21 protein-coding genes are annotated in these 22,539 nt (G+C 65.5%); 9 read left to right on the forward strand and 12 right to left on the reverse strand.

Translation table 11 applies throughout. The features are described from left to right. Positions 1 to 24: 24 nt before the first annotated feature. The 4 genes from DIE03_RS06345 to proP all read left to right on the forward strand — a co-directional run bounded on the left by DIE03_RS06345 (position 25) and on the right by proP (position 5,904). Positions 25 to 1,731, forward strand: a complete 1,707-nt coding sequence (locus tag DIE03_RS06345) for a GMC family oxidoreductase (protein WP_124448564.1) — start codon at positions 25 to 27, stop codon at positions 1,729 to 1,731. Between the two features lie 82 nt (positions 1,732 to 1,813). Further along, positions 1,814 to 2,563: an SDR family NAD(P)-dependent oxidoreductase gene (locus tag DIE03_RS06350; protein WP_124448566.1), complete on the forward strand. Its 750-nt coding sequence runs from the start codon at positions 1,814 to 1,816 to the stop codon at positions 2,561 to 2,563. Between the two features lie 66 nt (positions 2,564 to 2,629). Beyond that, positions 2,630 to 3,865 (forward strand): acyltransferase, encoded by a 1,236-nt coding sequence (locus tag DIE03_RS06355; protein WP_124448568.1) that lies wholly within the window; start codon positions 2,630 to 2,632, stop codon positions 3,863 to 3,865. 569 nt (positions 3,866 to 4,434) lie between these two features. Next, the gene (proP, locus tag DIE03_RS06365; RefSeq protein ID WP_124448569.1) at positions 4,435 to 5,904 is read left to right on the forward strand and encodes a glycine betaine/L-proline transporter ProP; all 1,470 of its coding nucleotides are present in this window, start codon (positions 4,435 to 4,437) and stop codon (positions 5,902 to 5,904) included. Between the two features lie 60 nt (positions 5,905 to 5,964). On the opposite strand, the gene DIE03_RS06370 is transcribed toward proP, so the two are convergent. The 6 genes from DIE03_RS06370 to DIE03_RS06395 all read right to left on the reverse strand — a co-directional run bounded on the left by DIE03_RS06370 (position 5,965) and on the right by DIE03_RS06395 (position 11,533). Then, on the reverse strand, positions 5,965 to 6,789 hold the full coding sequence (locus tag DIE03_RS06370; protein WP_124448571.1) for an alpha/beta fold hydrolase: 825 nt from the start codon (positions 6,787 to 6,789) through the stop codon (positions 5,965 to 5,967). A 175-nt stretch (positions 6,790 to 6,964) separates the two neighbouring features. Then, positions 6,965 to 7,090: a hypothetical protein gene (locus tag DIE03_RS06375; protein ID WP_260434812.1), complete on the reverse strand. Its 126-nt coding sequence runs from the start codon at positions 7,088 to 7,090 to the stop codon at positions 6,965 to 6,967. A gap of 6 nt (positions 7,091 to 7,096) precedes the next feature. Next, complete coding sequence (locus DIE03_RS06380; RefSeq protein WP_059241306.1) at positions 7,097 to 8,449, reverse strand: TRAP transporter large permease; 1,353 nt, start codon at positions 8,447 to 8,449, stop codon at positions 7,097 to 7,099. 4 nt (positions 8,450 to 8,453) lie between these two features. Continuing rightward, a complete protein-coding gene (locus DIE03_RS06385) occupies positions 8,454 to 9,026 on the reverse strand; it encodes a TRAP transporter small permease (RefSeq protein ID WP_124448573.1) in 573 nt (190 codons plus the stop codon). Further along, positions 9,023 to 10,009: a TRAP transporter substrate-binding protein gene (locus DIE03_RS06390; protein WP_124448575.1), complete on the reverse strand. Its 987-nt coding sequence runs from the start codon at positions 10,007 to 10,009 to the stop codon at positions 9,023 to 9,025. Before DIE03_RS06390 ends, DIE03_RS06385 begins: the two co-directional genes overlap by 4 nt. A gap of 432 nt (positions 10,010 to 10,441) precedes the next feature. Then, positions 10,442 to 11,533, reverse strand: coding sequence for a helix-turn-helix transcriptional regulator (locus DIE03_RS06395; RefSeq protein WP_124448577.1), 1,092 nt, complete (start codon positions 11,531 to 11,533; stop codon positions 10,442 to 10,444). Positions 11,534 to 11,962: 429 nt separating this feature from the next. Here DIE03_RS06395 and DIE03_RS06400 point away from each other — a divergent pair, with 429 nt between their 5' ends. Then, positions 11,963 to 13,075 carry a histidinol-phosphate transaminase gene (locus DIE03_RS06400; RefSeq protein ID WP_124448579.1) on the forward strand — a complete coding sequence of 371 codons (1,113 nt, stop codon included), beginning with the start codon at positions 11,963 to 11,965 and terminating at the stop codon, positions 13,073 to 13,075. Between the two features lie 73 nt (positions 13,076 to 13,148). Here the strand turns inward: DIE03_RS06400 and DIE03_RS06405 are convergent, their stop codons facing one another. From DIE03_RS06405 to DIE03_RS38155, 3 genes are all read right to left on the reverse strand, one after another. Next, on the reverse strand, positions 13,149 to 13,400 hold the full coding sequence (locus DIE03_RS06405) for a hypothetical protein (RefSeq protein ID WP_124448581.1): 252 nt from the start codon (positions 13,398 to 13,400) through the stop codon (positions 13,149 to 13,151). Between the two features lie 306 nt (positions 13,401 to 13,706). Then, positions 13,707 to 14,759 (reverse strand): ankyrin repeat domain-containing protein, encoded by a 1,053-nt coding sequence (locus DIE03_RS06410; protein ID WP_124448583.1) that lies wholly within the window; start codon positions 14,757 to 14,759, stop codon positions 13,707 to 13,709. Positions 14,760 to 14,861: 102 nt separating this feature from the next. Continuing rightward, positions 14,862 to 15,266 (reverse strand): hypothetical protein, encoded by a 405-nt coding sequence (locus DIE03_RS38155; RefSeq protein ID WP_185658116.1) that lies wholly within the window; start codon positions 15,264 to 15,266, stop codon positions 14,862 to 14,864. 203 nt (positions 15,267 to 15,469) lie between these two features. Here DIE03_RS38155 and DIE03_RS06420 point away from each other — a divergent pair, with 203 nt between their 5' ends. Together DIE03_RS06420 and DIE03_RS06425 are read left to right on the forward strand one after the other, a co-directional pair. Next, positions 15,470 to 16,528 (forward strand): NAD-dependent epimerase/dehydratase family protein, encoded by a 1,059-nt coding sequence (locus DIE03_RS06420; protein WP_124448585.1) that lies wholly within the window; start codon positions 15,470 to 15,472, stop codon positions 16,526 to 16,528. Then, positions 16,525 to 17,517: an AraC family transcriptional regulator gene (locus tag DIE03_RS06425; protein WP_124448587.1), complete on the forward strand. Its 993-nt coding sequence runs from the start codon at positions 16,525 to 16,527 to the stop codon at positions 17,515 to 17,517. Before DIE03_RS06420 ends, DIE03_RS06425 begins: the two co-directional genes overlap by 4 nt. A gap of 36 nt (positions 17,518 to 17,553) precedes the next feature. On the opposite strand, the gene DIE03_RS06430 is transcribed toward DIE03_RS06425, so the two are convergent. Then, positions 17,554 to 18,042, reverse strand: a complete 489-nt coding sequence (locus tag DIE03_RS06430; protein WP_124448854.1) for a RidA family protein — start codon at positions 18,040 to 18,042, stop codon at positions 17,554 to 17,556. 226 nt (positions 18,043 to 18,268) lie between these two features. On the opposite strand from DIE03_RS06430, the gene DIE03_RS06435 reads away from it, so the two are divergent. Next, entirely contained in the window at positions 18,269 to 18,568 is a 300-nt protein-coding gene (locus tag DIE03_RS06435; RefSeq protein WP_124448856.1) for an H-NS family nucleoid-associated regulatory protein, read from the forward strand. Between the two features lie 137 nt (positions 18,569 to 18,705). Here the strand turns inward: DIE03_RS06435 and DIE03_RS06440 are convergent, their stop codons facing one another. Together DIE03_RS06440 and DIE03_RS06450 are read right to left on the reverse strand one after the other, a co-directional pair. Further along, positions 18,706 to 19,035 carry a cupin domain-containing protein gene (locus tag DIE03_RS06440; protein ID WP_124448589.1) on the reverse strand — a complete coding sequence of 110 codons (330 nt, stop codon included), beginning with the start codon at positions 19,033 to 19,035 and terminating at the stop codon, positions 18,706 to 18,708. 513 nt (positions 19,036 to 19,548) lie between these two features. Beyond that, entirely contained in the window at positions 19,549 to 20,739 is a 1,191-nt protein-coding gene (locus DIE03_RS06450) for a helix-turn-helix domain-containing protein (protein ID WP_260434813.1), read from the reverse strand. 729 nt (positions 20,740 to 21,468) lie between these two features. On the opposite strand from DIE03_RS06450, the gene DIE03_RS06455 reads away from it, so the two are divergent. Continuing rightward, positions 21,469 to 22,437, forward strand: coding sequence for a GlxA family transcriptional regulator (locus DIE03_RS06455; RefSeq protein WP_124448591.1), 969 nt, complete (start codon positions 21,469 to 21,471; stop codon positions 22,435 to 22,437). The last annotated feature ends 102 nt before the right edge of the window (positions 22,438 to 22,539 follow it).

Here is a 22,539-nt window from a genome sequence, read left to right on the forward strand (position 1 = left end):
CTTTCATCCATTGCCGGGACCATCATGAGTCACGAGGCTGAACAGTATCCGCAACCGAACGATCTGGACCACGGCCGGCCGCGAAGCCGGCGCGCCTTTCTCGGCAAGCTGGCGGCGCTGGGCGCGGGCGCGGCCGGCGTCGGCCAATTCAGCCGCTTCATCGACACGGCCGAAGCCGGCCAGGCCGGGGCGCTGCGCGACAGCTACGACTATGTGATCGTCGGCGCCGGGTCGGCAGGAAGCCTGCTGGCCGACCGGCTGTCCGCGTCGGGGGCGTCGGTCCTCCTGATCGAGGCGGGCAGCAACCAGCTCGGCCAGTCGAAGGTCGCGCTCGTCGCCGACTGGCTGCGCAATCTGGGCAGCGATACCGACTGGGCGCGCACGAGCGTGCCGCAGACGCAACTGGACGGCCGCTCGCAGGCGTCGCCGGCCGGCAGGACCTGGGGCGGCTCGGGCAGCATCAACGCGATGATCTGGCTGCGCGGCGACCCGCGCGACTATCGCGCGTGGCAGCAGCTCGTCGGGCCCGAATGGAACCCGGCCGAGCTGAACCGTGCGTACCTGCAGGTGACGCAGGCATCGCATACCTGCGGTGCGGCCGGCGGCCGCATCACGGTCGGCCGGTATGCCGACCAGCATCCGCTCACCGCCGCGTATCTCGCGGCCGGCGTCTCGACGGGCCTCGGGCAAATCGAGCTGAACGCCGGGCGGCGGCTCGACGGCACCGGCGTGACCGACGTGAACGCGACCGCCGACGGGCGGCGCGTCGGGCCCGCGCAGGCCTTCCTGGCGCCTGCGCTGAGCCGGCCGAACCTGAAAATCCTGTCGAACGTCGTGGTCTCGAAGCTGGTCCTGCAGGGGACGGTCTGCCGCGGCGTCGAGGTGCGGCTCGGCTCGTCCGCGCTGACGATCCACGCGACCCGCGAGACCATCGTGTCGGCCGGGACCGCCGCGTCGCCGCAACTGCTGATGCTGTCCGGCCTCGGGCCGCTCGACCAGCTCGCGCCGCTCAATATCCAGGTGCGGCAGGACATGCCGGCCGTCGGCCGCAACTTCCACGACCACCTGCTGCTGAGCGTCACGTACAAGGCGCGCACGGCGATTGCACCGCAGGTGTCGAACGGCGTCTCGACGATGGCGTACTACGGCGGCACGGCGGCCAGCGCGCCGACCATCCAGGTGGCCGGCATGCAGTACCCGTTCGGCGGCCCGCTGGCTGCGGGAGAAGGCTACACGCTGATCCCGTTCCTCGCGAAACCGCGCAGCCGGGGCACCGCCCGGCTCGTCAGCGCCGATCCGCGCCAGCCGCTCTCGCTCGATCCGAATTACCTGGCCGACGCGGTCGACCGCGACACGATGGTCGCGGCGCTCGATCGTGCGCTGGAGCTCGGCGCGGCGCGCGCGCTCGCGCCGTACAACGGCGGACTGCAGTCGGGCGCGCCGCTCGCGACGCGCGCGGACAAGCTCGCGTTCATCCGCCAGAACGCCGCGCCCGGCCTGCATTTCGTCGGCAGTTGCGCCGCCGGCCGCGACCCGGCGACGAGCGTGGTCGATGCGCGTTTCCGCGTGTGGGGCATCCAGAACCTGCGCGTCGTGGACGCGTCGGTGATCCCCGAAGTGCCCACGGTCAACATTCAGCCATCCGTATTGACCGTCGCGCAACTCGCCGCGAACCAGCTTCTCGCCGAAGCACGGGCCAGCGGCATGGCGGTATCTGCCGCAGCCTGCTGAGCCTGCGCCGGACGTGGTGTACCGCGTGGCTGTTGCGCGGTACGCCTCCCTCTTTTCCCGTTCATTGATGAAGGAATCGCCGATGAAATCCCATCTGGGCAACAAGACCGCGCTGGTCACCGGCGCATCGCGCGGCATCGGGCGCGCGACGGCGCTCGCGCTCGCGCGCCAGGGTGCGTACGTGCTCGTGCATTACTCGACCGCGGCGGCGGAGGCGGAAGCCGTGGTGGCCGAAATCCGCGCCGCCGGCGGGACCGCCGATTCGCTCGCAGCCGATCTCGGGACGGTACACGGCCCGCACGCGCTGGCCGCCGCGACGCGCGAGGCCCTCGACGGCCGACTCGATATCCTGGTCGCGAACGCGGGCATCGCGATGAGCGCACCGATCGACGCGATGCCGGTCGACGATTTCGACCGGCTGTTCGCCATCAACGTGCGCGCGCCGTACTTCCTCACCCAGCAGCTGCTGCCGGTGATGGGCGACGGCGCGAGCATCGTCCTGCTGTCATCGCTCGGCGCGCGTTCGCCGGTGGGCGAGATCTCCGCCTACGCGGCGACCAAGGGCGCGATCGACACGCTCGTCAAGCACTTCGCCCAGGCGCTCGGCAGCCGCGGCATCCGTGTGAACGGCGTGGCGCCCGGCGTCGTCGACACCGACATGTCGGCGTTCGTTCGCAGCGATGCGGGCCGCGAACAGGTCCTCGCGCTCCAGGCGCTGCAGCGGGTCGCGCGGCCCGAGGACATCGCCGACGTGATCGCATTCCTGGCCTCGGACGGCGCGCGCTGGATCACCGGCGACATCGTGCAGGTGGACGGTGGCACCAAGCTGTGAACGCGCGGCCCGGCGTGCCGGGCCGTATTCCGTGTCCCGACGCCGCCCTTCCGGACGGAGGAAACCATGAAGGCATTGCCGGACAATCCGGCGCTCGCGCACATCGTGCAGCGGGCGCCGCGCAACCTGGAGCTGGATCGCCTGAGGGCGATCGCCGTGCTGCTGACCTGCTACGTGCATTGGCGCCAGGTGTTCTATCCGTGGACCTTCACGATGCACTTCGCCGGGCCCGCGACGCCGCTGGACCTGCTGGGCAACGCGTGGGCCGGCGTCGATCTGTTCTTCGTGATCTCCGGCTACATCATTTCGCGCACGATCGTGAGCGAATTCGATGCGCTGCGCGGTGACCCGGGCGCGCTCGCGGCGCACGTGAAGGCGTTCTACGTCCGCCGTGCGTTCCGGATCCTGCCGGTCGCATGGTGCGTGATCCTGATCGTCATCGTCTGCGGCGCGTTCCTGAACGCCGGCGGCTATTTCGCCGACACCGTCTACAACCTGCAGGCGGCGCTCTCCATCTTCACGTACACGTTCAACTTCTGGCTGCCCGATCACAAGATCGCGCCGGGCGTGCCGCTCGCGCAGTACTGGAGCCTGTCGGTCGAGGAACAGTTCTATCTCGTGTTTCCGGTGTTCCTGATGCTGACGCGCACGACCCGGCAGCGCGTACTGTGGCTCACGCTCACGCTCGTGGTCATTTCGGTCGCGATTCGTCCGTACCTGCTGGCCGATCCGCTCAAGGTGTTCTTCTATACGCAGACCCGCTGCGACGGCATGCTCTATGGCTGCCTGCTGTATCTCGCGACCACCCGGCCGTGGTTCGCCGCGATCCGCATGAACGCCCGGGGAAGCGGTTACCTCGGCGGCGCAGTGGTGCTCCTGCTCGCGCTGGTGCTGGGCTCGATCACCGCGATCGGATTCGACAACGTCGTCGCGGTGCCGGTAGTCTGCATGCTGTCGGCCGCGCTCGTGTTCCTGGCCGCGTGCGAAGGCGGCGTCGTGTCGTTCCCGCAGCCGCTGCAATGGGCCTTCGACTGCATCGGCCGGCGCTCCTACTCGCTGTATCTCGTCCATCTGCCGATGTTCTTCCTGACGAACGAGCTGATGTTCCGGTACACGCGCGCCCACGACATCGCGATCACGGCACGACTGTGGCCGCAGTACACGCTGCTGATGGCGCTGCTCGTCGCCGGTGCGACGGAGCTGCTGTATCGCTGCGTCGAGCGGCCGATGATCGCGACCGGCCGGCGGGTCGCGGAGAGCATGGCCAGCGCGGCGCCGGCGGCATTGCCGAAGGCGGGTTGAGGGGGAATTGACGACAGGCCGGGCGCAGCCCGCCTGGCGTCGTCTCGCCAGCTCGGCCCTCCCCCGGCGAAAGAACCGGCCGATCGCGTCCTCGCGCGGATGCCTGTCGCGCCACGTGAAAAACGACGCCGTCGACGCCGGAATCCTCGCCTGTCCGAGCCGGGCGCCCTGCCCGGAGGCGGCCTGTACTTCGTCGCGCCGTCCACCCGTGCGCGGCCGGCCAAGGTCGGCGCGCTGGCCGATTTCCTCATCGCGAAGCTGACTGCAGCCGAGTGGCGTGTGCCGGCAGCATCAGCGCTGCGCGGCACACGCGCCTCCGATTCAGCGCAACAACCGCCTTTCAAACCCGTGTCGTTTACAACCGGGTTCCGGGCGCATGACCGATAGCCGGTTGCGCCCGTTTCTCTAAACTGGTTCACACAACACACCTGCCCGGTGCCATCCGCTGCGCGCGTCGCGCCACCGGCATCGCGGCACCCCCGAGACATCCGCCTTCGCTGCTCCTCGGCCCGCACGACTCCACTGCATTCCAGCCCGGCCGGCTGCCAAGGCAATTCCAGGAGAGTTCATTGAGCCCGTCGCAAGCGCACCCTGCGAAAGCACGATCTTCGCGCCAGTCCGTCAAGCTGGATGACATCACGATCGTCGACCCGGCCGTCCTCAAGCGCGCGGTCGGTGCGATGGCGTTCGGCAATGCGATGGAATGGTTCGACTTCGGCGTCTACAGCTACATCGCCGTCACGCTCGGCAAGGTGTTCTTCCCGTCCAGCAGCCCGTCCGCGCAGTTGCTCGCCACCTTCGGCACGTTCGCGGCCGCGTTCCTCGTGCGCCCGCTCGGCGGCATGGTGTTCGGCCCGCTCGGCGACCGCATCGGCCGCCAGCGCGTGCTCGCCGCGACGATGATCATGATGGCCGTCGGCACGTTCGCGATTGGCCTGATCCCCAGCTATGCGTCGATCGGCATCATGGCGCCCGTACTGCTGCTCGTCGCCCGCCTCGTGCAGGGCTTCTCGACCGGCGGCGAATACGGCGGCGCGGCCACCTTCATCGCCGAATTCTCGACCGACAAGCGCCGCGGCTTCATGGGCAGCTTCCTCGAGTTCGGCACGCTGATCGGCTATACGCTCGGCGCGGCCACCGTCGCACTGCTCACCGCAACGCTGTCGCAGGAAGCCCTGCTGTCGTGGGGCTGGCGCGTACCGTTCTTCATCGCCGGCCCGCTCGGCCTCGTCGGCCTCTACGTGCGCCTGAAACTCGAGGAAACGCCGGCGTTCAAGAAGGAGGCCGAAGCGCGCGAAGCGGACGAACGCGCGCGGCCGAAACAACGCTTCGCGGCGCTGCTCGTCGAACAGTGGAAGCCGCTGCTGCAGTGTGTCGGCCTCGTGCTGATCTTCAACGTGACCGACTACATGGCGCTGTCGTACCTGCCGAACTACCTGTCCGCGACGCTGCACGTCCGCGAATCGCACGGGTTGTTCATGGTGTTGCTCGTGATGGTGCTGATGATGCCGATGACGCTGTACGCCGGGCGTCTGTCGGACAAGGTCGGCCGCAAGCCGGTGATGATGGCCGGCTGCGTGGGCCTGCTCGTGCTGTCGGTGCCGGCGCTGATGCTGATCCGCACCGGCGGCATGCTGCCGGTGTTCGGCGGGATGCTGATCTACGGTACCCTGCTGTCGACGTTCACCGGCGTGATGCCGTCGGCGCTGCCCGCGCTGTTCCCGACGCGGATCCGCTACGGCGCGCTCGCGATCGGCTTCAACGTGTCGGTATCGCTGTTCGGCGGCACGACGCCGCTCGTCACCGCGTGGCTGGTCGATCGCACCGGCGACCTGATGATGCCCGCGTACTACCTGATGGGCGCGTCGTTCATCGGCATCGTGTCGGTGCTCGCGCTGCGCGAGACGGCGCGCCAGCCGCTGCCCGGTTCGGGGCCGTGCGTCGCAAGCCGCGCGGAAGCGCTGAGCCTCGTTCGCGGCGGTGCGGACGATGCCCGTGTGCCGGGCAGGAAATTCACGCCGGTCGGCGAGCGCGCGTGACGCGACCCGGCATGACGCGACGCCGCGCGACCTGCGCCGGCGTCGCCGCCCACGCATTCGTCAGTTCGACGACAGTTGCTGCGCATCGAACCAGTCGAGCAGCGCGCGCGTGACGAACGCAGGATTTTCCAGATTCGAGATGTGGCCTGCGTCCGGCACCAGCGCATGTGCGCAACCGATCACGCTCGCCATCTTCACGGTTTCCGACGGCGGGCGCGCCATGTCGCCCGCGCCGCACATCAGCAGCGTACGTTCGGCATCGAGCGCGGCCAGTGCCGACAGCGTGTCGGGTCGGCCGAAGATCAGCCGGCCGAGCGGGACGATCGATTCCCGCAGCCGGTCGGCGGGCAGGCTCGCGAGCGCAATGCGAAACGCGGTCGGCACCGGGTCCGCCAGATTGACGTCGGGGCGGAAGAACAGCGGCACGATCGCGTCGAGCAGCGGCGGCACGATGCTGCCGGCCGCCGCAATCGCATCGAGCATCCCGAAGTAGCGCAGCCGCGTCGCCTCGGGCTCGGCTTCCAGCGAGGCATCCATCAGCACGAGCGAGCGCACGCGCTGCGGTTCGCGCAACGCGAGCCGTGCGCCCCACATGCCGCCGACGCTGAGCCCGACGACCGCGCACTGCTCGATCTCCAGCGCATCGAGCAGCGCGCTCGCGTGCGCGGCGAGATCGTCGAGCGTCTGCGTGCCGTCGGGCAGCGCACCCGATGCGCCATGCCCCCACAGGTCCGGCACAATCACGCGATACCGGCGCGACAGCGCATCGATCTGCGGCGCCCACATCGCCGCGTCCCACAGATAGCTGTGTCCGAGCAGCACCGGAAACCCGGTGCCTTGATCCTGGTAATGCAGCGTGCTGTGTCGAATGAGGTGGGCGGGCATGTCGTCTCCGGGTGTCAGGACGCGGCGGTAACCCGGAACCGGGCGCCGCGGTCGGCGGCGTTCTGCAACGAACGCGAAGCGGCGCATCATCGCACAGGTCGCGTGTGATCGGTGTGACGAACCGCGTGCGCAGCATGCCGCCACGCGCAACGGATTCCGATCTGCGTGCCGGCCGTCAGTTCGTCCCGTCGTACGACACGATCTCGACCCAGTTCGCGCCGTTGCCGACCGGATACTTCCCGATCTCGGCGAGATGTCCCGTGTTGCGCTCGATCCGGTGCACGGCAAGCGTCGGCGACACGCGCGATCAGAACACCGCGTGCCCGCTGATCAGGCTCGGCAGCCAGGTCGAGAAGAACGGCAGGTACGTGACGATGTTGATCGCGCTGAAGATCGCGAGGTAGTACGGCCACGCCATCTTCGTGGTCTCGCCGATCGACACGTTGCCGATCGCGCAGCCGACGAACTGCACCGATCCGATCGGCGGATGCACGAGGCCGAGCGAGCAGTTCAGCAGCAGCATGATCCCGAACTGCACCGGCCCGACACCGCACGCCATCGCGATCGGCAGGAACAGCGGCGTCGTGATCAGGATGTGCGCGGCCATGTCGACGAACGTGCCGAGGAACACCTGGATGATGTTGATGTACAGCAGCATCAGCCACGGCGCGGCGGTCGACTGCTTCAGCAGCCCTTCGATCGCATCCGGAATTTCCAGGTACGACATCTGGAAGCGCAGCATGTTCGACACGGCGATCAGCAGCAGCACGACGCCCGTCGTGCGCGCCGCATGCGACAGCGCGCGGCGCAGCTTCTCGGCCGTCAGCGTCCGGTAGACGACCGCGGTGAGCACGAGCGAGTACACGACGGCAATCGCGGCGGCTTCGGTCGCGGTGGCGATCCCCTTCGCGACGCACACGAGGATGATCGCGATCACCATCAGCCCGGGCACCGCGCCGACGAAGCTGCGCAGCACCGCATACCAGCCGGGGAACGCAGGCAGCGCGGACGAACCGTCTTCGCGGCGCGGATAGCCGTGACGGACGGCCTGCCAGTACGCGGCGGCGAGCACGAAGCCCATCACCCACAACACCGGCAAGAGGCCCGAGAACAGCAGGTCGCCGATCGACACGCCGCTCACCGGCTGGCCGTGCAGCATCCCGGTGATGCCCTGCGCGGCGAACGCGTAGATGATCATGTTGGTCGACGTCGGCATCAGTGCGCCGGCGAGCGACGCATGCGTCGTCACGTTGACCGCGTACGCCGCGCTGTAGCCTTCGCGCTTCATCAGCGGAATCACCACGCCGCCCATCGCCGACGTATCGGCCGTCGGCGAACCCGACACGCCGCCGAACAGCGTACAGGCGACGACGTTCGCCATCCCGAGGCCGCCGCGAAAGTGGCCGACGGTCGCCTGCGCGAAGCGCAGGATCCGGTCCGCGATGCCGCCGTGCAGCATCAGTTCGCCGGAGAAGATGAAGAACGGCACCGCGAGGAACGAGAACGCGTTCATCCCCGAGATCATCGCCTGCATCGCGGTCGCGATCGGCAGGCCTTCGACCATGTAGGTCAGCACGCAGGCTATCCCGAGCGCGAACGACACGGGTACGCCCAGTACGAGAAAAATCAGAAAACTGACGGACAGGATCGCGAGTTCCATGGCGTTATTGTCCCGACGAAGAACGACGAAGCGCGAGCAGGTGCTCGAGCGAAAAGAGGATGATCGCGACCGCCGCGGGCATCGTGATCAGGTAGCGCACGCCTTCGGGCAGCCCGATGATCGGGATGCGGTCGCCCATCGTCTCGGCGGCCATGCTGCCGCAGCCGGCCATGATCATGACCGCGAATGCGATCAGGCTCAGGTGCTGGATTGCGATGACCACGGTGCGCGATTTCGGCGGCAGCCGGCGCACGAGCGAGTCGAGGCCGATATGACCGCCGTCGCGCACCTTCATCGCCGCGCCGAACATCGCGATCACGATCACGAGCAGCAGCGCGATCGGCTCGACGAAATCCGGCGCGTTCTCGAACACGTAGCGCATCACGACCGCATAGAACACCAGCACCGTGAGCACCGCGAGACACGCCGACGCGGTCACGGCCAGCACGCGGAACAGCACGTCGTTCACGCAGCGCAGGAACGGCGCGGCATGCGGCTGCGCCGGCACCGCGCCGTCCGGGGCGGCGGCCGACGAACCCGCGGCCGCCGCGCTGTTCAGGGAAGTGCGACGCGTCACTTGGTGGCCTCGATCTCGTCGACGATTTGCTTCATCTGCGGCGTCTTTTCATACTTCGTCCACAGCGGCTGCATCGCCTTCACGAACGCCGCGCGGTCGATCTGCGCGGCCGGCAGGATCTTCGCGCCGCCCTTCGTCACCAGCTGCTGCGCGGATGCCTCGCGTGCGGTCCACAGCTTCTGGTAGTACGGCACCGAATCGGCCGCCGCCTTCCTGATGGCGGCCTGCTCCTGCGGCGACAGCGTGTCCCAGATCTTCTTCGAGAACACGAGCACCTCCGGCGTCATCGCGTGCTGCGTCTCCGAGTAATCGGGCGCCACTTCGTAGTGCTTGGTTTCCTCGTACGACGGCAGGTTGTTTTCCGCCGCGTCGACGAGGCCCGTCTTCAGGCCCGTGTACACCTCCGCGAACGGCATCGGCGTCGGCGTGCCGCCCATCGCCTTGATCTCGTCGACCATCAGGTCGGACGGCTGCACGCGCACCTTCAGCCCCTTCATGTCGGCGGGCGAGCGCACCGGGCGCTTCGCGTAGATCGAGCGCGCGCCGCTCTCGTAGAACGTCAGCGCGATCATCCCCTTCGCGGTAAACGCATCGAGGATCTTCTGCCCGGCCGGGCCGTACATCGCCTTGCGGAAATGGTCGACGTCGCGGAACAGGAACGGGAACGACGGGATCAGCGACTCCGGCACGATCTCGTTGAACGACGCACCGTTCACGCGCGCCATGTCGATCGCGCCGATCCGCACCTGGTCGACCGTGTCCTTCTCGGAGCCCAGCGCGCTGTTGCCGAACACCTTGATCGAATCCTTGCCGCCCGTTTGCTTCGACAGTTCGTCGCCCATGAACTTCACGGCCATGTTGGTCGGGAAGTTGTCGCCGTGCACGTCCGCCGAGCGGAACACGCGCGCCTGCGCGGACGTCGCAAGGCCGGCCATCAGCGCGACGGCCAGGGCGGTACGGGAGCCGGTGAATCGATGCGTCATGGTGAGTCTCCTAGATGGTCGATCGTTGTTGTGCGGCGATCCGTCGGCAGGCGCGACCTTCGGAGAGGCGCAGTCCTGAATCGCTGAGTCATACGTCGTACGACGTGTTGAGCGAATGTACGTCGGTTAATCGTTTAACTCACTTGGTGCATACCCCTACAACCGCCTCCATAGCTGGTTTTCGGCGAATCTCAGGGAATCACATTCTCTATTTAGGCGATTTTCAGCGAAACGTTTTCCGTCCACGCGGCTCTATCCGATTTGGCCGATCGCATAGCCATCGTCGGCCATGCCGAACGGCCAGCTTTCACATCGTTTGATTTTGTTGTCGGATGACTGACCACAATCCGAAAGCGTCAACGCAACGCACATGCGTCGATACCGGCAACGGTCGAGAGGGAGTTCGTCCGGGCGCGAGCGCTTGCCGCGCCGTCACGTCTGCATGACCAGCGACGTCAGCTGCGTCGCGCGCGTGACGTCGGTCTTCGCGTAGATCGCCTTGATCTGCGTGCGGATCGTGCCGATCGACACGCCGCGCAGTGCCGCGCATTCCTGCGGCGAGTGCCCGTCGCAGCACAGCAGCACGGCGAGATCGGCTTCGGCCGACGACAGGCCGTAGAACACGCGCAGCCGCTGCGCGCGCGCCGCCGGCGAGCGCAGGTCGGCAGCCGTCATCAAGGCCGTGACGCCGGGCCGTTCGCGCACGAGGCGCGACTGTTCGGGCACCGGCATCAGCGCGAGCGACAGCGGTTCGCCCGTCGCACGCCGCAACAACAGCCCGCCGCGCGCGAACGCGTGCCGCCATTGCGCATCGTCGACGCAGCCTTCCGGCGCGAAACGCCCGTTCACGACGCGCAGCGCCGGCTCCGCCGCGATCAGTTGATCGGCCGCGCGATTGGTGTAGCGCAGCTCGCGTTTCGCGCCGAGCAGGAATACCGGCACCGGAATCGCATCGAGCGCCGATTCCGCCGCGGCCACGCGCGCCTCGAGCTCGCCGATGCGCGCCTGGATCCGCAGCGCGCGGCTGATATGCGTGCCCATGATTTCGATGGCGTGGCGCTGATCGCCGGAAAGGCCTTGCGAGTCGGGGCCGCCCTGCACGCTGAGGAACGCGCCGGTGCCCTCGCCGCGATGGATGTACAGGCCCGAGATGCTGCCGAGCCCGAACGGGCGCAGGAATTCCTGGTAGAACACGCCGTGCGCGCGCTGGTGTGCGGACAGGTGCTTGACGTCCTCGAACCAGCGGCCCGCCGGCCAGTCGCCGGCGACCGGCACGACCGGATCGTACCGGTAGAACTCGGTGTTGTAGGTGCCGTAGCACTTGGCGACCCATGATTCGTCGTCGCCCGCCGCCCGCTCGATCGCCGGCACCCGCGCCGCTTCGTCGAATGACAGCAGCGTGACCATGCGCACGCCGACCGACGATCGCAGCCCGTCCAGCACCGCTTCCCATCGTTGATCGCCCAGTGCCGCAGCGTAGATGTCGTCGACCCACGCCGATGGAATCAATCCGTTCAGTGGCATCTGGCTACCCCGCGCCGTGCGTTTCTGTCGAACGTCCTCAGCCCATCTTACTCAATGAACGAGATCGTTCAAATAACGCGTGTGCGTTTGGTTCGAAATACTACGTTTATTACCGTTTCTCGTCTGACGTATGGGCCATTTCCGACACGAAAGCGCAGTCGCCGTCGGCATGCACCGGCGCGCGGCCCGCTTTTCATCCCGATCAGGGTATGCCATGATGCGGCGCATGACGATCCGAAACGCCACGCCCTCGCTGCACCATCACCACGGCCGCCCTCCATTGCGCCGTGGTTCGTTTCGCATCTAGTCATTGCATCGGGCTGGCCCCGATCAAGACGACGACCAAGGCGCCTCCGGCGCCTTTTTTGTTTTCCGCCGCCTGAAGAATCCTGCCGCGCCGCCCCATCGATCACGTACGGAGTGTTTCCAATGCAACAACCGTGGAAAGAGATTGCCCTGTCGGACTTGCCGCTCCGGGAAGACTTGAAGTTGCAGCACGCGTACGGAGCGCCGCAGCTCGACGTGCCGGTCTGCCTGAACGTCAACGAGAATCCGTATTCGCCGTCGCCGGCGCTCGTCGAGCGCATCGCGACCGCGGTGGCCGATGCCGCGCGCGACGCGAACCGATATCCCGACCGCGACTTCGCCGAACTGCGATCGCATCTGGCCGCCTACCTGACGCACGACACCGGCGTGCCGGTCGACGCGACGAGCGTCTGGGCAGCCAACGGTTCGAACGAAGTGATCCAGCAGATCCTGCAGGCGTTCGGCGGCCCGGGGCGCTCGGCGCTGGCCTTCACGCCCGCGTATCCGATGTATGACGAATACTGCCGGACGACCTTCACGCGCCTGCATACGTTGCCGCGCACCGGCGATTTCGCGCTGGACGTGGACCAGGCGCTCGACAGCATCCGCGCGCACCGGCCGAGCGTGATCCTGCTGACGTCACCGAATAACCCGACGGGAACCGCGCTGCCGCTCGACGACATCCGCGCGATCCTCGACCTCGCGCCGGGCGTGGTCGTCGTCGACGAAGCCTATGCGGAGTTCCGGCGTCACGGCGTCCGCAGCGCGGCGACGCTGCTGCCCGACCATCCGCGGCTGATCGTGACGCGCACGTTGAGCAAGGCGTTCAAGTTCGCGGGCGGCCGCGTCGGGTATTGCGCATGCGCGCCCGCGATCGTGGACGCACTGAAGCTGGTTCGCCTGCCGTATCACCTGTCCGCCTTTACGCAGGCGGCGGCCTGCGCGGCGCTGGTCGCACGTGACGAGATGCTGTCGCAGGTCGACGCGATCAAGGTCGAGCGCGACGCAACCGTTTGCTGGCTGCGCGGCGTGGGCCTCGCAGTGGCCGATTCCGACGCCAACTTCGTGATGTTCGGCAAGTTCGAGGATCGCCACCGGATCTGGAGCGGACTCCTGCGCCACGGTGTCCTGATTCGCGAATCCGGGCCGCCCGAGTACCTTCGCGTGTCGATCGGCACGGCGGCGGAGATGGCCGCGTTTCGCGCGGCGCTGCTTGACGTGATGGCGCTCGGGTGAGTGAGCGGCGGGCAGGACGGGAACGGTCGACGACGCAACGGAATGCGTGCCGACGCGCGATCGGACGGTGTACTTACTTCATCGTCGCGAGACGCGATTCCAGTTCGTCGATCTTCGCGAGCACGGCATTGCTGAGCTTCCTGACATGATGCGGCACATCGGGCGCCGACATCAGTTCCTCGATGCGCCTTCGCCAGTAACTCGGATGCCTGACGCGCCCGGCGCCCGACATCGATACGTCGTCAGCGACCGTGTCGCTGTCCAGGAGAGCCACCATTCTCTGGATGTGAGAGAGCTCTCGTTCCACATAGTCTCTTGCCAGCATATTGATTGAGATTCCCCGAAATACGACATCAGGCCTTCCATCATCAACGCGCCATCGTGTCGCGATGCCAACGACGCACCGTCCACGCCGTGCTCATCGTACGCGGCGACTGTGTCGGTCAACTGCGCGGACGGTCGCGGCAATCGACATTGAATGGCAGGCCCGTTCGTTCGTGTTCGTGACACGCGCTCCCCCGTACCCTGCTGCCCATCGTAGGCGCACCGGCCCGCGCCGGCATCCCCAAAAGTGGGGATATCGGCGGATATCGCGAAAGGGGGGTTCCGGAAACGACGGGGGCTGGACGGCCTACCGCCGATACGGCGGCGGCGCGAGTTCGAGCGGATCGGGGTTCAGGCGCACCCACGCAACCGCAAGCCGGCACAGTTGCGCCGGATCGCCGGCCTGGCGCTTGACATCCTGCACGAGCGCGTCCACGTCAGACAAATCGGCTGCCGGCAACGACGTGCCGGTCCGCACGATTGCCGCGAACGCATCGGCCATCTTCCGGAAGTCCGCATCCCAGTTACCGCCGCCGTTGTGATCGAGCTCGTGCGCGATGCGGCCCGCGATCCGGACGAGTTCGCCCTGAACCGTCGCGGCGTGCCCGCTTCCCGGCACCAGTTGCGTCCACAAGGCCTGATGCTGCGCCTGCCACGTGCCGTCCGCGACGACGATCGGCGACCGGCCGTCGTGCAGTTGGCGGCGCGGCACCGCCGGTACGTCGAACAGCGCATAGAGCCGGTCCAGCGCGGCGCTGGCCGCGTCGACGGTATCGGGATTGAAGCGCTCGCGCATGAACTCGAAGCGCTCGCCGATCGCCGTGACGCTGGCCTGCATGGATGGCGTCTTCGCCGCGCCGGCGCCGAGCAGCACGTCGGCGAGCGCCACCATGTGCTCCAGGTCCGCGTTGCCGCAGGTGCGCAGCGCACGCTCGAGCGGCGTGTGCCCGTCGCGGTTCAGCGCGTCGACGCGCGCGCCATGTTCCAGCAGCAGCCGCGCGGACAGCGCATTGCGTGAATCGGCCGCCGCATGCAGCGCGGTGCCGATCGACGCACCGTCGTCGTGAACGTCCGCACCCAGCTCGAACAGCACGTCGAAGCGACTGCGCCTGCTGCGGGCGCGCACATGCAGCGCCGTATTGCCGTACGCGTCGGCCGCACCGATGTCCGCACCCTGCGCGACGAGCCAGCGCGCGAGATCGTCAGGACACCGGTCGAACGACAGCGCGGTCCGCTTGCTCGGCCCGCCGCGCGCGTTCACGTCGCAGGTGTCGAACACCGCCTGCAGCTTCGCGAGGTCGCCCTCGTCGAGCAATGCGTCGAAGTCCTTCGGCAGCAGTTTCTTTTTTGCTTTCGGCATGTCGGCCTCCTGCCTTCGGACGCGCGCGCATCGTCGGCATTTCGTCAGTGTGATAAACCTGCCTGGCACCCGCTGCGGGCGCAGCGCATCCTGGCGCGCACGTCAGTCCAGCGGCTCCAGCAGTTCCAGACCGTCCGGTCGGCCGGACTTGCCATCCAGCTTCGTGATGTTCCAGCGCGCAGCGTCTTCCCAGTCGTAATCCATTCGATAGGAAAACCGGGCATTGGCGCGAAACAGCGCGGCGCGGAATTTCCTGCCGTCGTTCGCCAGCGCGTCGCGCAGTGGCGGCCCGATGCGCATGATGCCGTCGATGAAGTCGCGATGCTCCATCGCAGAGATCAACTCGACGCCGGCCGCCGTCGCGCAGGACGCGCGGACGCCGTACTGGGCCTCGCCCGGCGCGTTGAAGCGAACGTAGACTTCGCTCCAGCCGGGAAACGCGGCCTGCATGTAGCCGATCACATGTCGGGCCAGCTCGACCAACCGTTCTGTTGCGGCATCGTTCATCGCTCTTCCTCGGAATGGAATCGCGGACGAGCGTAATCCGGCGCTGGGCGACGCGTCAATGGCCGCCGTCGCGAGCATCGGCACGCGCGCCTGGTGTCGCGCCGCCTGTCGCCTCTTGCATGTCGATTGGCGCGCTTTGCGAGTGAACTGGCGCGTAAAAGGCGGCATCATGGCGCATCACCTCTGCAACGGAACCCACGCCCATGAATATCGATACCGACCTCCCTGTCATGGTGACCGGCGCGACCGGATACGTCGCGGGCTGGCTCGTGCAACGGCTTCTCGAGGCCGGCCTGACGGTCCACGCGGCCGTCCGCGACCCCGACAGCCCGGACAAGCTGAAGCACCTCCAGCGCATCGCGGCCGGCAAGCCCGGCACGATCCGCTTTTTCCGCGCCGACCTGCTCGACCCCGGCTCGTACGCGGACGCGATGGCCGGTTGCGGCATCGTGTTCCACACCGCGTCGCCGTTCACGGTCACCGTTCGCGACCCGCAGAAGGAACTCGTCGATCCGGCGCTGCTCGGCACGCGCAACGTGCTCGAGACAGCCAACCGCACACCGTCGGTGCGGCGCGTCGTGCTGACCAGCAGCTGCGCGGCGATCTACGGCGACAATGCCGATCTCGCCGCGACGCCGAACGGCGTGTTCACCGAAGCGATCTGGAACACCAGCTCGTCGCTCGCCCACCAGCCGTATTCGTATTCGAAGACCGTCGCGGAACGCGAAGCGTGGAAAATCGCCCGCGCGCAGCAGCGCTGGGATCTCGTGACGATCAACCCGACGCTCGTGATCGGCCCCGGCATCAATCCGCATGCCACGTCGGAAAGCTTCGAGATCGTACGGCAGATGGGCAACGGCACGATGAAAATGGGCGTGCCGAATCTCGGCCTGGGCGCGGTCGACGTGCGCGACGTGGCCGACGCCCACCTCCGTGCCGCGTTTCTGCCCAGCGCCAACGGCCGCTACATCGTGTCGGGTCACGATACCAACCTGCCGGCGATGGCCGCCACGCTGCTCGAACGATACGGCGCCGACTACCCGATTCCGCGGCGCATCCTGCCGAAATGGCTCGTGTGGCTGGTCGGCCCGCTCGCGAACAAAGCCGTGACGCGCCGCATGATCGCGCGCAACATCGGGCTTCCCTGGCGCGGCGACAACAGCCGCAGCCGCAACGAACTCGGCATCCGCTATCGCCCGCTCGCCGAGTCGATGAACGATTTCTTTCAGCAGCTCGTCGAAACCGGGCAATTGCGGCGATGAACCGCTTCGCGATCTCACCTGGCTGGCAGGTCGTGATGGTCGACCTGGGCCTGCGTGTCGACGAACTGCTGCGGCGCGCACAACTGCCCGCCGACCTGTTCACGCGGCCGGAAGGCGGGCTCACGACCCGCGAATACTTCCGCTTGTGGCGCGCGACGGAAGAGATGGCAAACGTGCCGGCCGTCGCGCTGCGCATCCTCGATCTCGTCTCGGTCGAGGCGTTCGATCCGCCGCTGTTTGCCGCGCTGTGCAGCCCGAACCTGGAAATTGCGATTCGGCGCATCAGCCAGTTCAAGCCGCTGATCGGCCCGGTACGCTTGCGCGTGGCGCATGAGGCCGACGTGCTGACCCTCGCCGTCGACTTCCTGGAACGCGAGGAGCCGCCGCCCGGCATGCTGCTCACGGCCGAACTCGGCTTCTTCGTGAAGTTGGCACGGCTCGCGACCCGCACCGGCGTGCCTGCCCGCGCCGTCACGCTGCCGCGCGAGGTCGAGCCGCATCCCGGCTATGCGCGGTTCTTCGGCGTGACGCCGCAGTACGGCGATACGCCCTGCGTCAGCGTGGCGCTGCAGGATGCGCGACGTCCGTTCGTGACGGCCAACCATGCAATGTGGCAGATCTTCGAGCCCGATCTGCGCCGCCGCCTCGACGCGTTGTCGGCCGGCGCGGGCATCGTCGAGCGCGTGCGCGCGGCGCTGCTGGAATTGATCCCGGGCGGCCTCGCCACCACGGACGACGTTGCACGAACGCTCGCCATCAGCAAGCGCACGCTGCAGCGCCGCCTCGGTGACGACGGCGCGAACTTCAAGACCATCCTGGCCGAGGTCCGCGAAAAGCTCGCGTGGCACTACCTCGACCGCTCGGACCTTCCCTACAGCCAGATCGCGTTCCTGCTCGGCTACCAGGATCCGAACTCGTTCTTCCGCGCGTTCAATGAATGGACCGGCATGACACCCGACGCCGCTCGCTCGCGGACGACGCCACGCTGACGCGCACGGTCGCCCCATCGCCGAGCCGATGCGGCATCAGCGCGCGGCGTCGTTGCGGTTCAGCCCGAAAATGAAATCGGCTTCCACTGCCGCGCCTTTGGGCAACTGCAGCACGCCGACCGACGAACGCGTATGGACGCCGGCATCGCCGAGCACTGCGTACAAAACGTCGGAGGCACCGTCGGCCACTTCGCTTTGCATCGTGAAGCCGGGCGCGCTCCGCACATAGACCGTCATGCGCGGCACCGTCGCGATCGCATCGAGCGTGCCGCAATGCTTGCGAATCAGCGACAGCGCACGCAGCGTCGATATGCCGGCCGCACGGCGGCCGTCCTCCAGCGAAACGGATTCGCCGACGACGCCGACGAAGTGCACGGTTTCCCCGATTCGCGGAATCTGGCCGGACAGATAGGCCGTCCTTCCATCGACCAGAACGGGCGTGTACTTTCCGCCGATCCTGATTTCCTCGTCCGGATCGAATCCGAAATCGGCCGCGATCTGTTTCAGCTTATCGTCTCTGTTCATCAGTGAATTCCCCAATCCTTCATAAAAAAGACAAAGAATAATTGAGTCGCCGAATCTTGTCCCGATGGAGCCGATTTGCAAAAAATGACAAAATTGACTCGCTTGTCAGGTGTTCGAAGCAGTCCAGCACGCCATATCGACACCGTAATTCGTAGTCGGCGAGATTTTCTTCATCATTTCCGGTTGAAACCGCTATCATGTGAGAACACAACCTGATGAGCGATATATGGCAACTTACAAGGAACTGAAAGCCCAAATGGACGCTTTGGCCGAGAAAGCCGAAGCTGCACGCGTCGCGGAATTCCAGGCGATCGTCGACGACATCCGCGCCAAGGTCGCGGAATACGGCATTACCGAAAAGGACATTTTCGGCACGCGTCGTGGTCGGCCAGCCAAGCAGGCAGCGGCACCCGTGCAGGCGAAGTATCGCGATCCGAAGACCGGTGCAACCTGGTCGGGCCGCGGTCGTGCGCCGGCATGGATCAAGGATGCGAAGAACCGCAATCGATTCCTGATTCAGGAATAAGATTTTCGACGCGTACCGGCGCGCGGTTCAGCGCGCTGTCCGGCAAGTCGGGCATTGACACCGGCGGGATTCAAAGACCGCTCCGGGTTAATGCCGATTTGTCTCATTCGACGCGTCGCACGCCCATTCTTTCCTCATCATTCGTAATAAATCGCAAGCCACACGGTTTGCGTTTCTTCATGCGTCCACGCAACGCGATGGCGGCAATGCGGCTCGATCAGCACGTAGTCGCCCGGGCGCATCTCGTGCCGCGCCGGACCCTCTTCGAATTCGAGCACGGCCGCGCCCGACAGCAATACGACCCATTCCGCGCGCGAGTCGTCATACCAGAATCCATCCGCGCTCGCGTGTCCCATCGATACGATCCGTTCGACATTCAGGCGCTGCCCCGTGACGAGGAGATCGATTCGCTCGTCGCCGCCACGTTGCCCTTCGACGCTGAACAGGTTACCGGTTTGAAGTTGCATTGCTCGACCTTTTCATTGACCTTCTGGTGAAGTAAACGCGCTTAAAGACGCCGGGGAATGCTCATTGTCGTCCACCCTTTGCCACGCCGCCGCCGGCATTCAAGGCCTGCACGCGATGGCTTCGATTTCTATCTTCGTGCCGACCATATTCGTCGCCTGCAATGTCGATCGCGACACGACCGCACGCACGCCGCCCACTTCTTCCTTGCGTTTGCACGGCATGAAGTGGCTACTTGCCCATCAGTTTATGCCTCACACACAAAGGTCCGGACAGGCTCCTCGGCACCGGAGTTCCAGAACCATTCCTCGCTCACCTGAAGGCTGCGAAAATGCGGCGCGGACTCTCTGCCCATCGACGCTGAGTTTCGTGTTTCCATACAGCCTCGGTCGGCAACTGTCCTCGAGCGAATCGCCGGTTCGGCGTTCCCGAACGCCGATCTCAGTGATTGACACATCCCCATGGTTTCGAAGCCCCGATCGCGGCCCCTCGGTCCAACCGGCTCAACACCGCCCCTATGTGAAGCGCTCCTGTTTTGCGCTTCCACTCTGGAGCAATGATGCGTACTCGTGCAATTCTCGTGGCGCGATGTCGAAGGCGCGACGAAATGCGCGCGTAAAGCTCGACGCATCATTGAAACCTAACCCGGAGGCTACGTCTTGTATCTCCATATGCGGAAAGCGCACCAGTTCATCGGCCGCCATTCTCAGCCTGCGGTTGCGGATATAGGCAGCCAGGCCACCTTCATGCTCGAATATGCGATACACGCTGGCGCGTGAGAGATGTAGCGATGCCAACACGCTGTCAGGCGACAAATTCGGATCATGCAGATTTGCCTCGACATACCGCCGCACTTGCCCGTAAACAGCAGCGCGTACCGCCGCCCGAGCGTCACCGGCAAGACCCGCTTGACGGCTGAAAGCTGCAACGATCAGTTCGACAGCGGTGAGAAAAGACTGATGCGCTTCCTTCCTGCTCAGGCCGACGATTCGTCGCCTAAGAGCCGCCACATGCTCAATCAGTATCCGCGTCAGGGGGGTGGTGGCGTGAATCCAACGGCCATGCAGGGATGCTGCATCAGGGAGTGATCTTTCCACCAAAGCGCGCGGCACAAAAAGGAGAAGTATCCGACCATGGAAACTCCGGATCGTGCACGGCTGATCCATGTCCAGCGCGAGGATACTTGGCAGTTGCGGCGTGTGCAGCACGTCGGACCGTGGTTTGCCACCGAGGAACTGGGCCGGCGGCCCCTCGAGGAATACGCTGAACGTGATGTCGCGAACGCTCTCGGTCGAAACCCGACCCAGCGATCGCACGGCCAGGTTCGGCCCCGTGCGAAAGTCGAAGAGGCTCAGATTGTCGATTGTGTAACGGGACAGCGATGCATCAAACGTATCTTCGGCTTGTTTTGACGAAGGCCGAATGTCGTAGACAGGACTCATGCGTTCCTGCCAGGCCAGGAAGCTTCGACGCGCGTCGCCTTGAACGCTGAAATTGCTGTGCACGATGCCCGGATCGAGCGGTGGCGGCTCCGGCGTCAACAGCCAGCGGCCCAACGGTATCGCAGTGTGTAGAGAGTCGTCGTTCAATGCAGCGCTCAGTCCTGATTTGTATCCGGTTTTGATCCATCCCGCACGGCTGAACTCCATATTGAGCCAATGACCCGGTCGGAACAAGCATGCAGGACGTACTTTGCCGTAGCGCACCGAGGACGACTTTCCGCCAACTCGATCGCTTCAGTACCCGGAAACGCCACGCGCCCCTGAACAGGTCGACTATCGGGTGGCCACATCACACTTCAATTGCGGTTTATTGGCATGACCGCAAGCCAACCGTGGCCGCTCCTTGTCGGGCCGCCGTTGCCTACAATCATCTGCGTTCAGGTCACTGGCTGGCAACTTTCGAAGTGACGTGCCTGATGCCAGCCGAAAACAACCCCGTCGTGACGGCAATCGTTTGCGAATTGCAGTCTCACGTCATGCGCAATACTCGGACGAATCGCTCGCTTTTCTCAGACAATTCGGCTGGTCACTATTCGGCTGAAAGTGCAGACCTCCCTGTGTCTGTCTGACAGCCAATTGCACCTGGAATGGCATGACTTCCAAGCGTTCGATCCAGCGCGTATCCGTGCCGACGATCCATGCACTTGTGCCGAATTAATTCATGCATCGATCAGAATGCCTTCATACAAAAACTTTCGAACCCTCGTGAAGTTCCGCGTTTTTGAGACAGAGTGTCAAGCCACGCCGACGGCCCCTCGTAGAATTCTCGAGGCTGTCTGGACCTCGGTGTCCGGGCGTTTCAGGCGGCCACGGGCTGTTCGATTCTGCCACTTGATAGTTGCCGAGGGTCGCCCGGATAGCTTGTACCAACGGGTTCGAGTTTCAGAACCCTGAGCGGACCTCTGTCAGTCGACGACATCCCGGAAAATAACCATGGAATTGGATCACGCCATACTGCCTTGCTCGCACAAGCTCGCTGCACGGGCACCGACGCGAGTCGACATTGCGCTATCCAATGGATTTGCGCTGCACGATGTCGCGGCAATCATTGAGATTTTTCATAAGGCAAGTGTGCTGAGTGCATCTCGCCCTTCCGGCGAGGTGCGCTACGACGTAGCGTTGGTCTCTGCCGCTGGCGGCCGCATCGCCACCTCTTCATTGGTCTTCGTCTGGACGGAAAGGATCGATTCGCGGCGGCGAGTCGACGGCAAGCACATCCTGTTCGTCGCCGGCGGAGCAGTCGCGCATCTGGCTAGTCAGGACAAGCGGCTGATCGATTGGCTTCGCCGCAAGCATTCATTTTGCGATGGCGTTTATCCGATCTCCGAAGGAAAGGATATTCTGGATGCGGCAGGTCTTTCGAGCGGATTTCGTGCCGCCAACGAGTCTTCAGATGTATGCGCGATCGGGTCGCCCAGCGACGAGCATGACGCCGTTCGCATGGCGTTGCGCATTGTCGAAGAAGACTTGGGCGAGGACCTCGCGAAACATGTGTCCGGGTCTCTGACGGCACCGACACCCACACCGGTCGGTTTTCCCGTTGCGGCGCACATGGCGCCACGCGTGAGCGCGCAGATCACGGCATCCGCGCGCTGGTTGGAAGCGAACGTCGACCGGCCTGTCTTGATCGACGACGCGGCACAAGTTGCGGCCATGAGCGAACGCAATTTCCTGAGAAGGTTCAAGAGCGAGATCGGCATGACGCCATCCGACTATCTGGTGCGTGCGCGCCTGAACATGAGTTGCAAGATGCTGGTGGAATCGAGTCTGCCTGTCGACAAGGTCGCGCGTCGCTGTGGCATCAACAGCGGTGCGCAATTGGCGAGGCTGTTCCGCAAATACTTGTCGACAACGCCGACCGAATACCGGATGCGTAACGAAGCGACCACCAGCATCGCGTGAGTGCAGTGCGCATCACCCTCGGTGCGCTCGACGTCGGCACCGAGCGGAGTAGCCGGAAGAATGTTACGGCCACGGCATCAACGTCTCGATTGACGGATAGTC

The organism is Burkholderia sp. Bp8992, from assembly GCF_003853705.1.
GTDB lineage: Bacteria > Pseudomonadota > Gammaproteobacteria > Burkholderiales > Burkholderiaceae > Burkholderia.

Coding starts and splice junctions, on each gene's coding strand:
- DIE03_RS06420 (WP_124448585.1), top strand. CDS start 15,470: ATGAATATCGATACCGACCTCCCTGTCATGGTGACCGGCGCGACCGGA.
- DIE03_RS06345 (WP_124448564.1), top strand. CDS start 25: ATGAGTCACGAGGCTGAACAGTATCCGCAACCGAACGATCTGGACCAC.
- DIE03_RS06390 (WP_124448575.1), bottom strand. CDS start 10,009: ATGACGCATCGATTCACCGGCTCCCGTACCGCCCTGGCCGTCGCGCTG.
- DIE03_RS06405 (WP_124448581.1), bottom strand. CDS start 13,400: ATGCTGGCAAGAGACTATGTGGAACGAGAGCTCTCTCACATCCAGAGA.
- DIE03_RS06410 (WP_124448583.1), bottom strand. CDS start 14,759: ATGCCGAAAGCAAAAAAGAAACTGCTGCCGAAGGACTTCGACGCATTG.
- DIE03_RS06440 (WP_124448589.1), bottom strand. CDS start 19,035: ATGCAACTTCAAACCGGTAACCTGTTCAGCGTCGAAGGGCAACGTGGC.
- DIE03_RS06400 (WP_124448579.1), top strand. CDS start 11,963: ATGCAACAACCGTGGAAAGAGATTGCCCTGTCGGACTTGCCGCTCCGG.
- DIE03_RS06370 (WP_124448571.1), bottom strand. CDS start 6,789: ATGCCCGCCCACCTCATTCGACACAGCACGCTGCATTACCAGGATCAA.
- DIE03_RS06380 (WP_059241306.1), bottom strand. CDS start 8,449: ATGGAACTCGCGATCCTGTCCGTCAGTTTTCTGATTTTTCTCGTACTG.
- DIE03_RS06435 (WP_124448856.1), top strand. CDS start 18,269: ATGGCAACTTACAAGGAACTGAAAGCCCAAATGGACGCTTTGGCCGAG.
- DIE03_RS06455 (WP_124448591.1), top strand. CDS start 21,469: ATGGAATTGGATCACGCCATACTGCCTTGCTCGCACAAGCTCGCTGCA.
- DIE03_RS06430 (WP_124448854.1), bottom strand. CDS start 18,042: ATGAACAGAGACGATAAGCTGAAACAGATCGCGGCCGATTTCGGATTC.
- DIE03_RS06395 (WP_124448577.1), bottom strand. CDS start 11,533: ATGCCACTGAACGGATTGATTCCATCGGCGTGGGTCGACGACATCTAC.
- DIE03_RS38155 (WP_185658116.1), bottom strand. CDS start 15,266: ATGAACGATGCCGCAACAGAACGGTTGGTCGAGCTGGCCCGACATGTG.
- DIE03_RS06355 (WP_124448568.1), top strand. CDS start 2,630: ATGAAGGCATTGCCGGACAATCCGGCGCTCGCGCACATCGTGCAGCGG.
- DIE03_RS06350 (WP_124448566.1), top strand. CDS start 1,814: ATGAAATCCCATCTGGGCAACAAGACCGCGCTGGTCACCGGCGCATCG.
- DIE03_RS06425 (WP_124448587.1), top strand. CDS start 16,525: ATGAACCGCTTCGCGATCTCACCTGGCTGGCAGGTCGTGATGGTCGAC.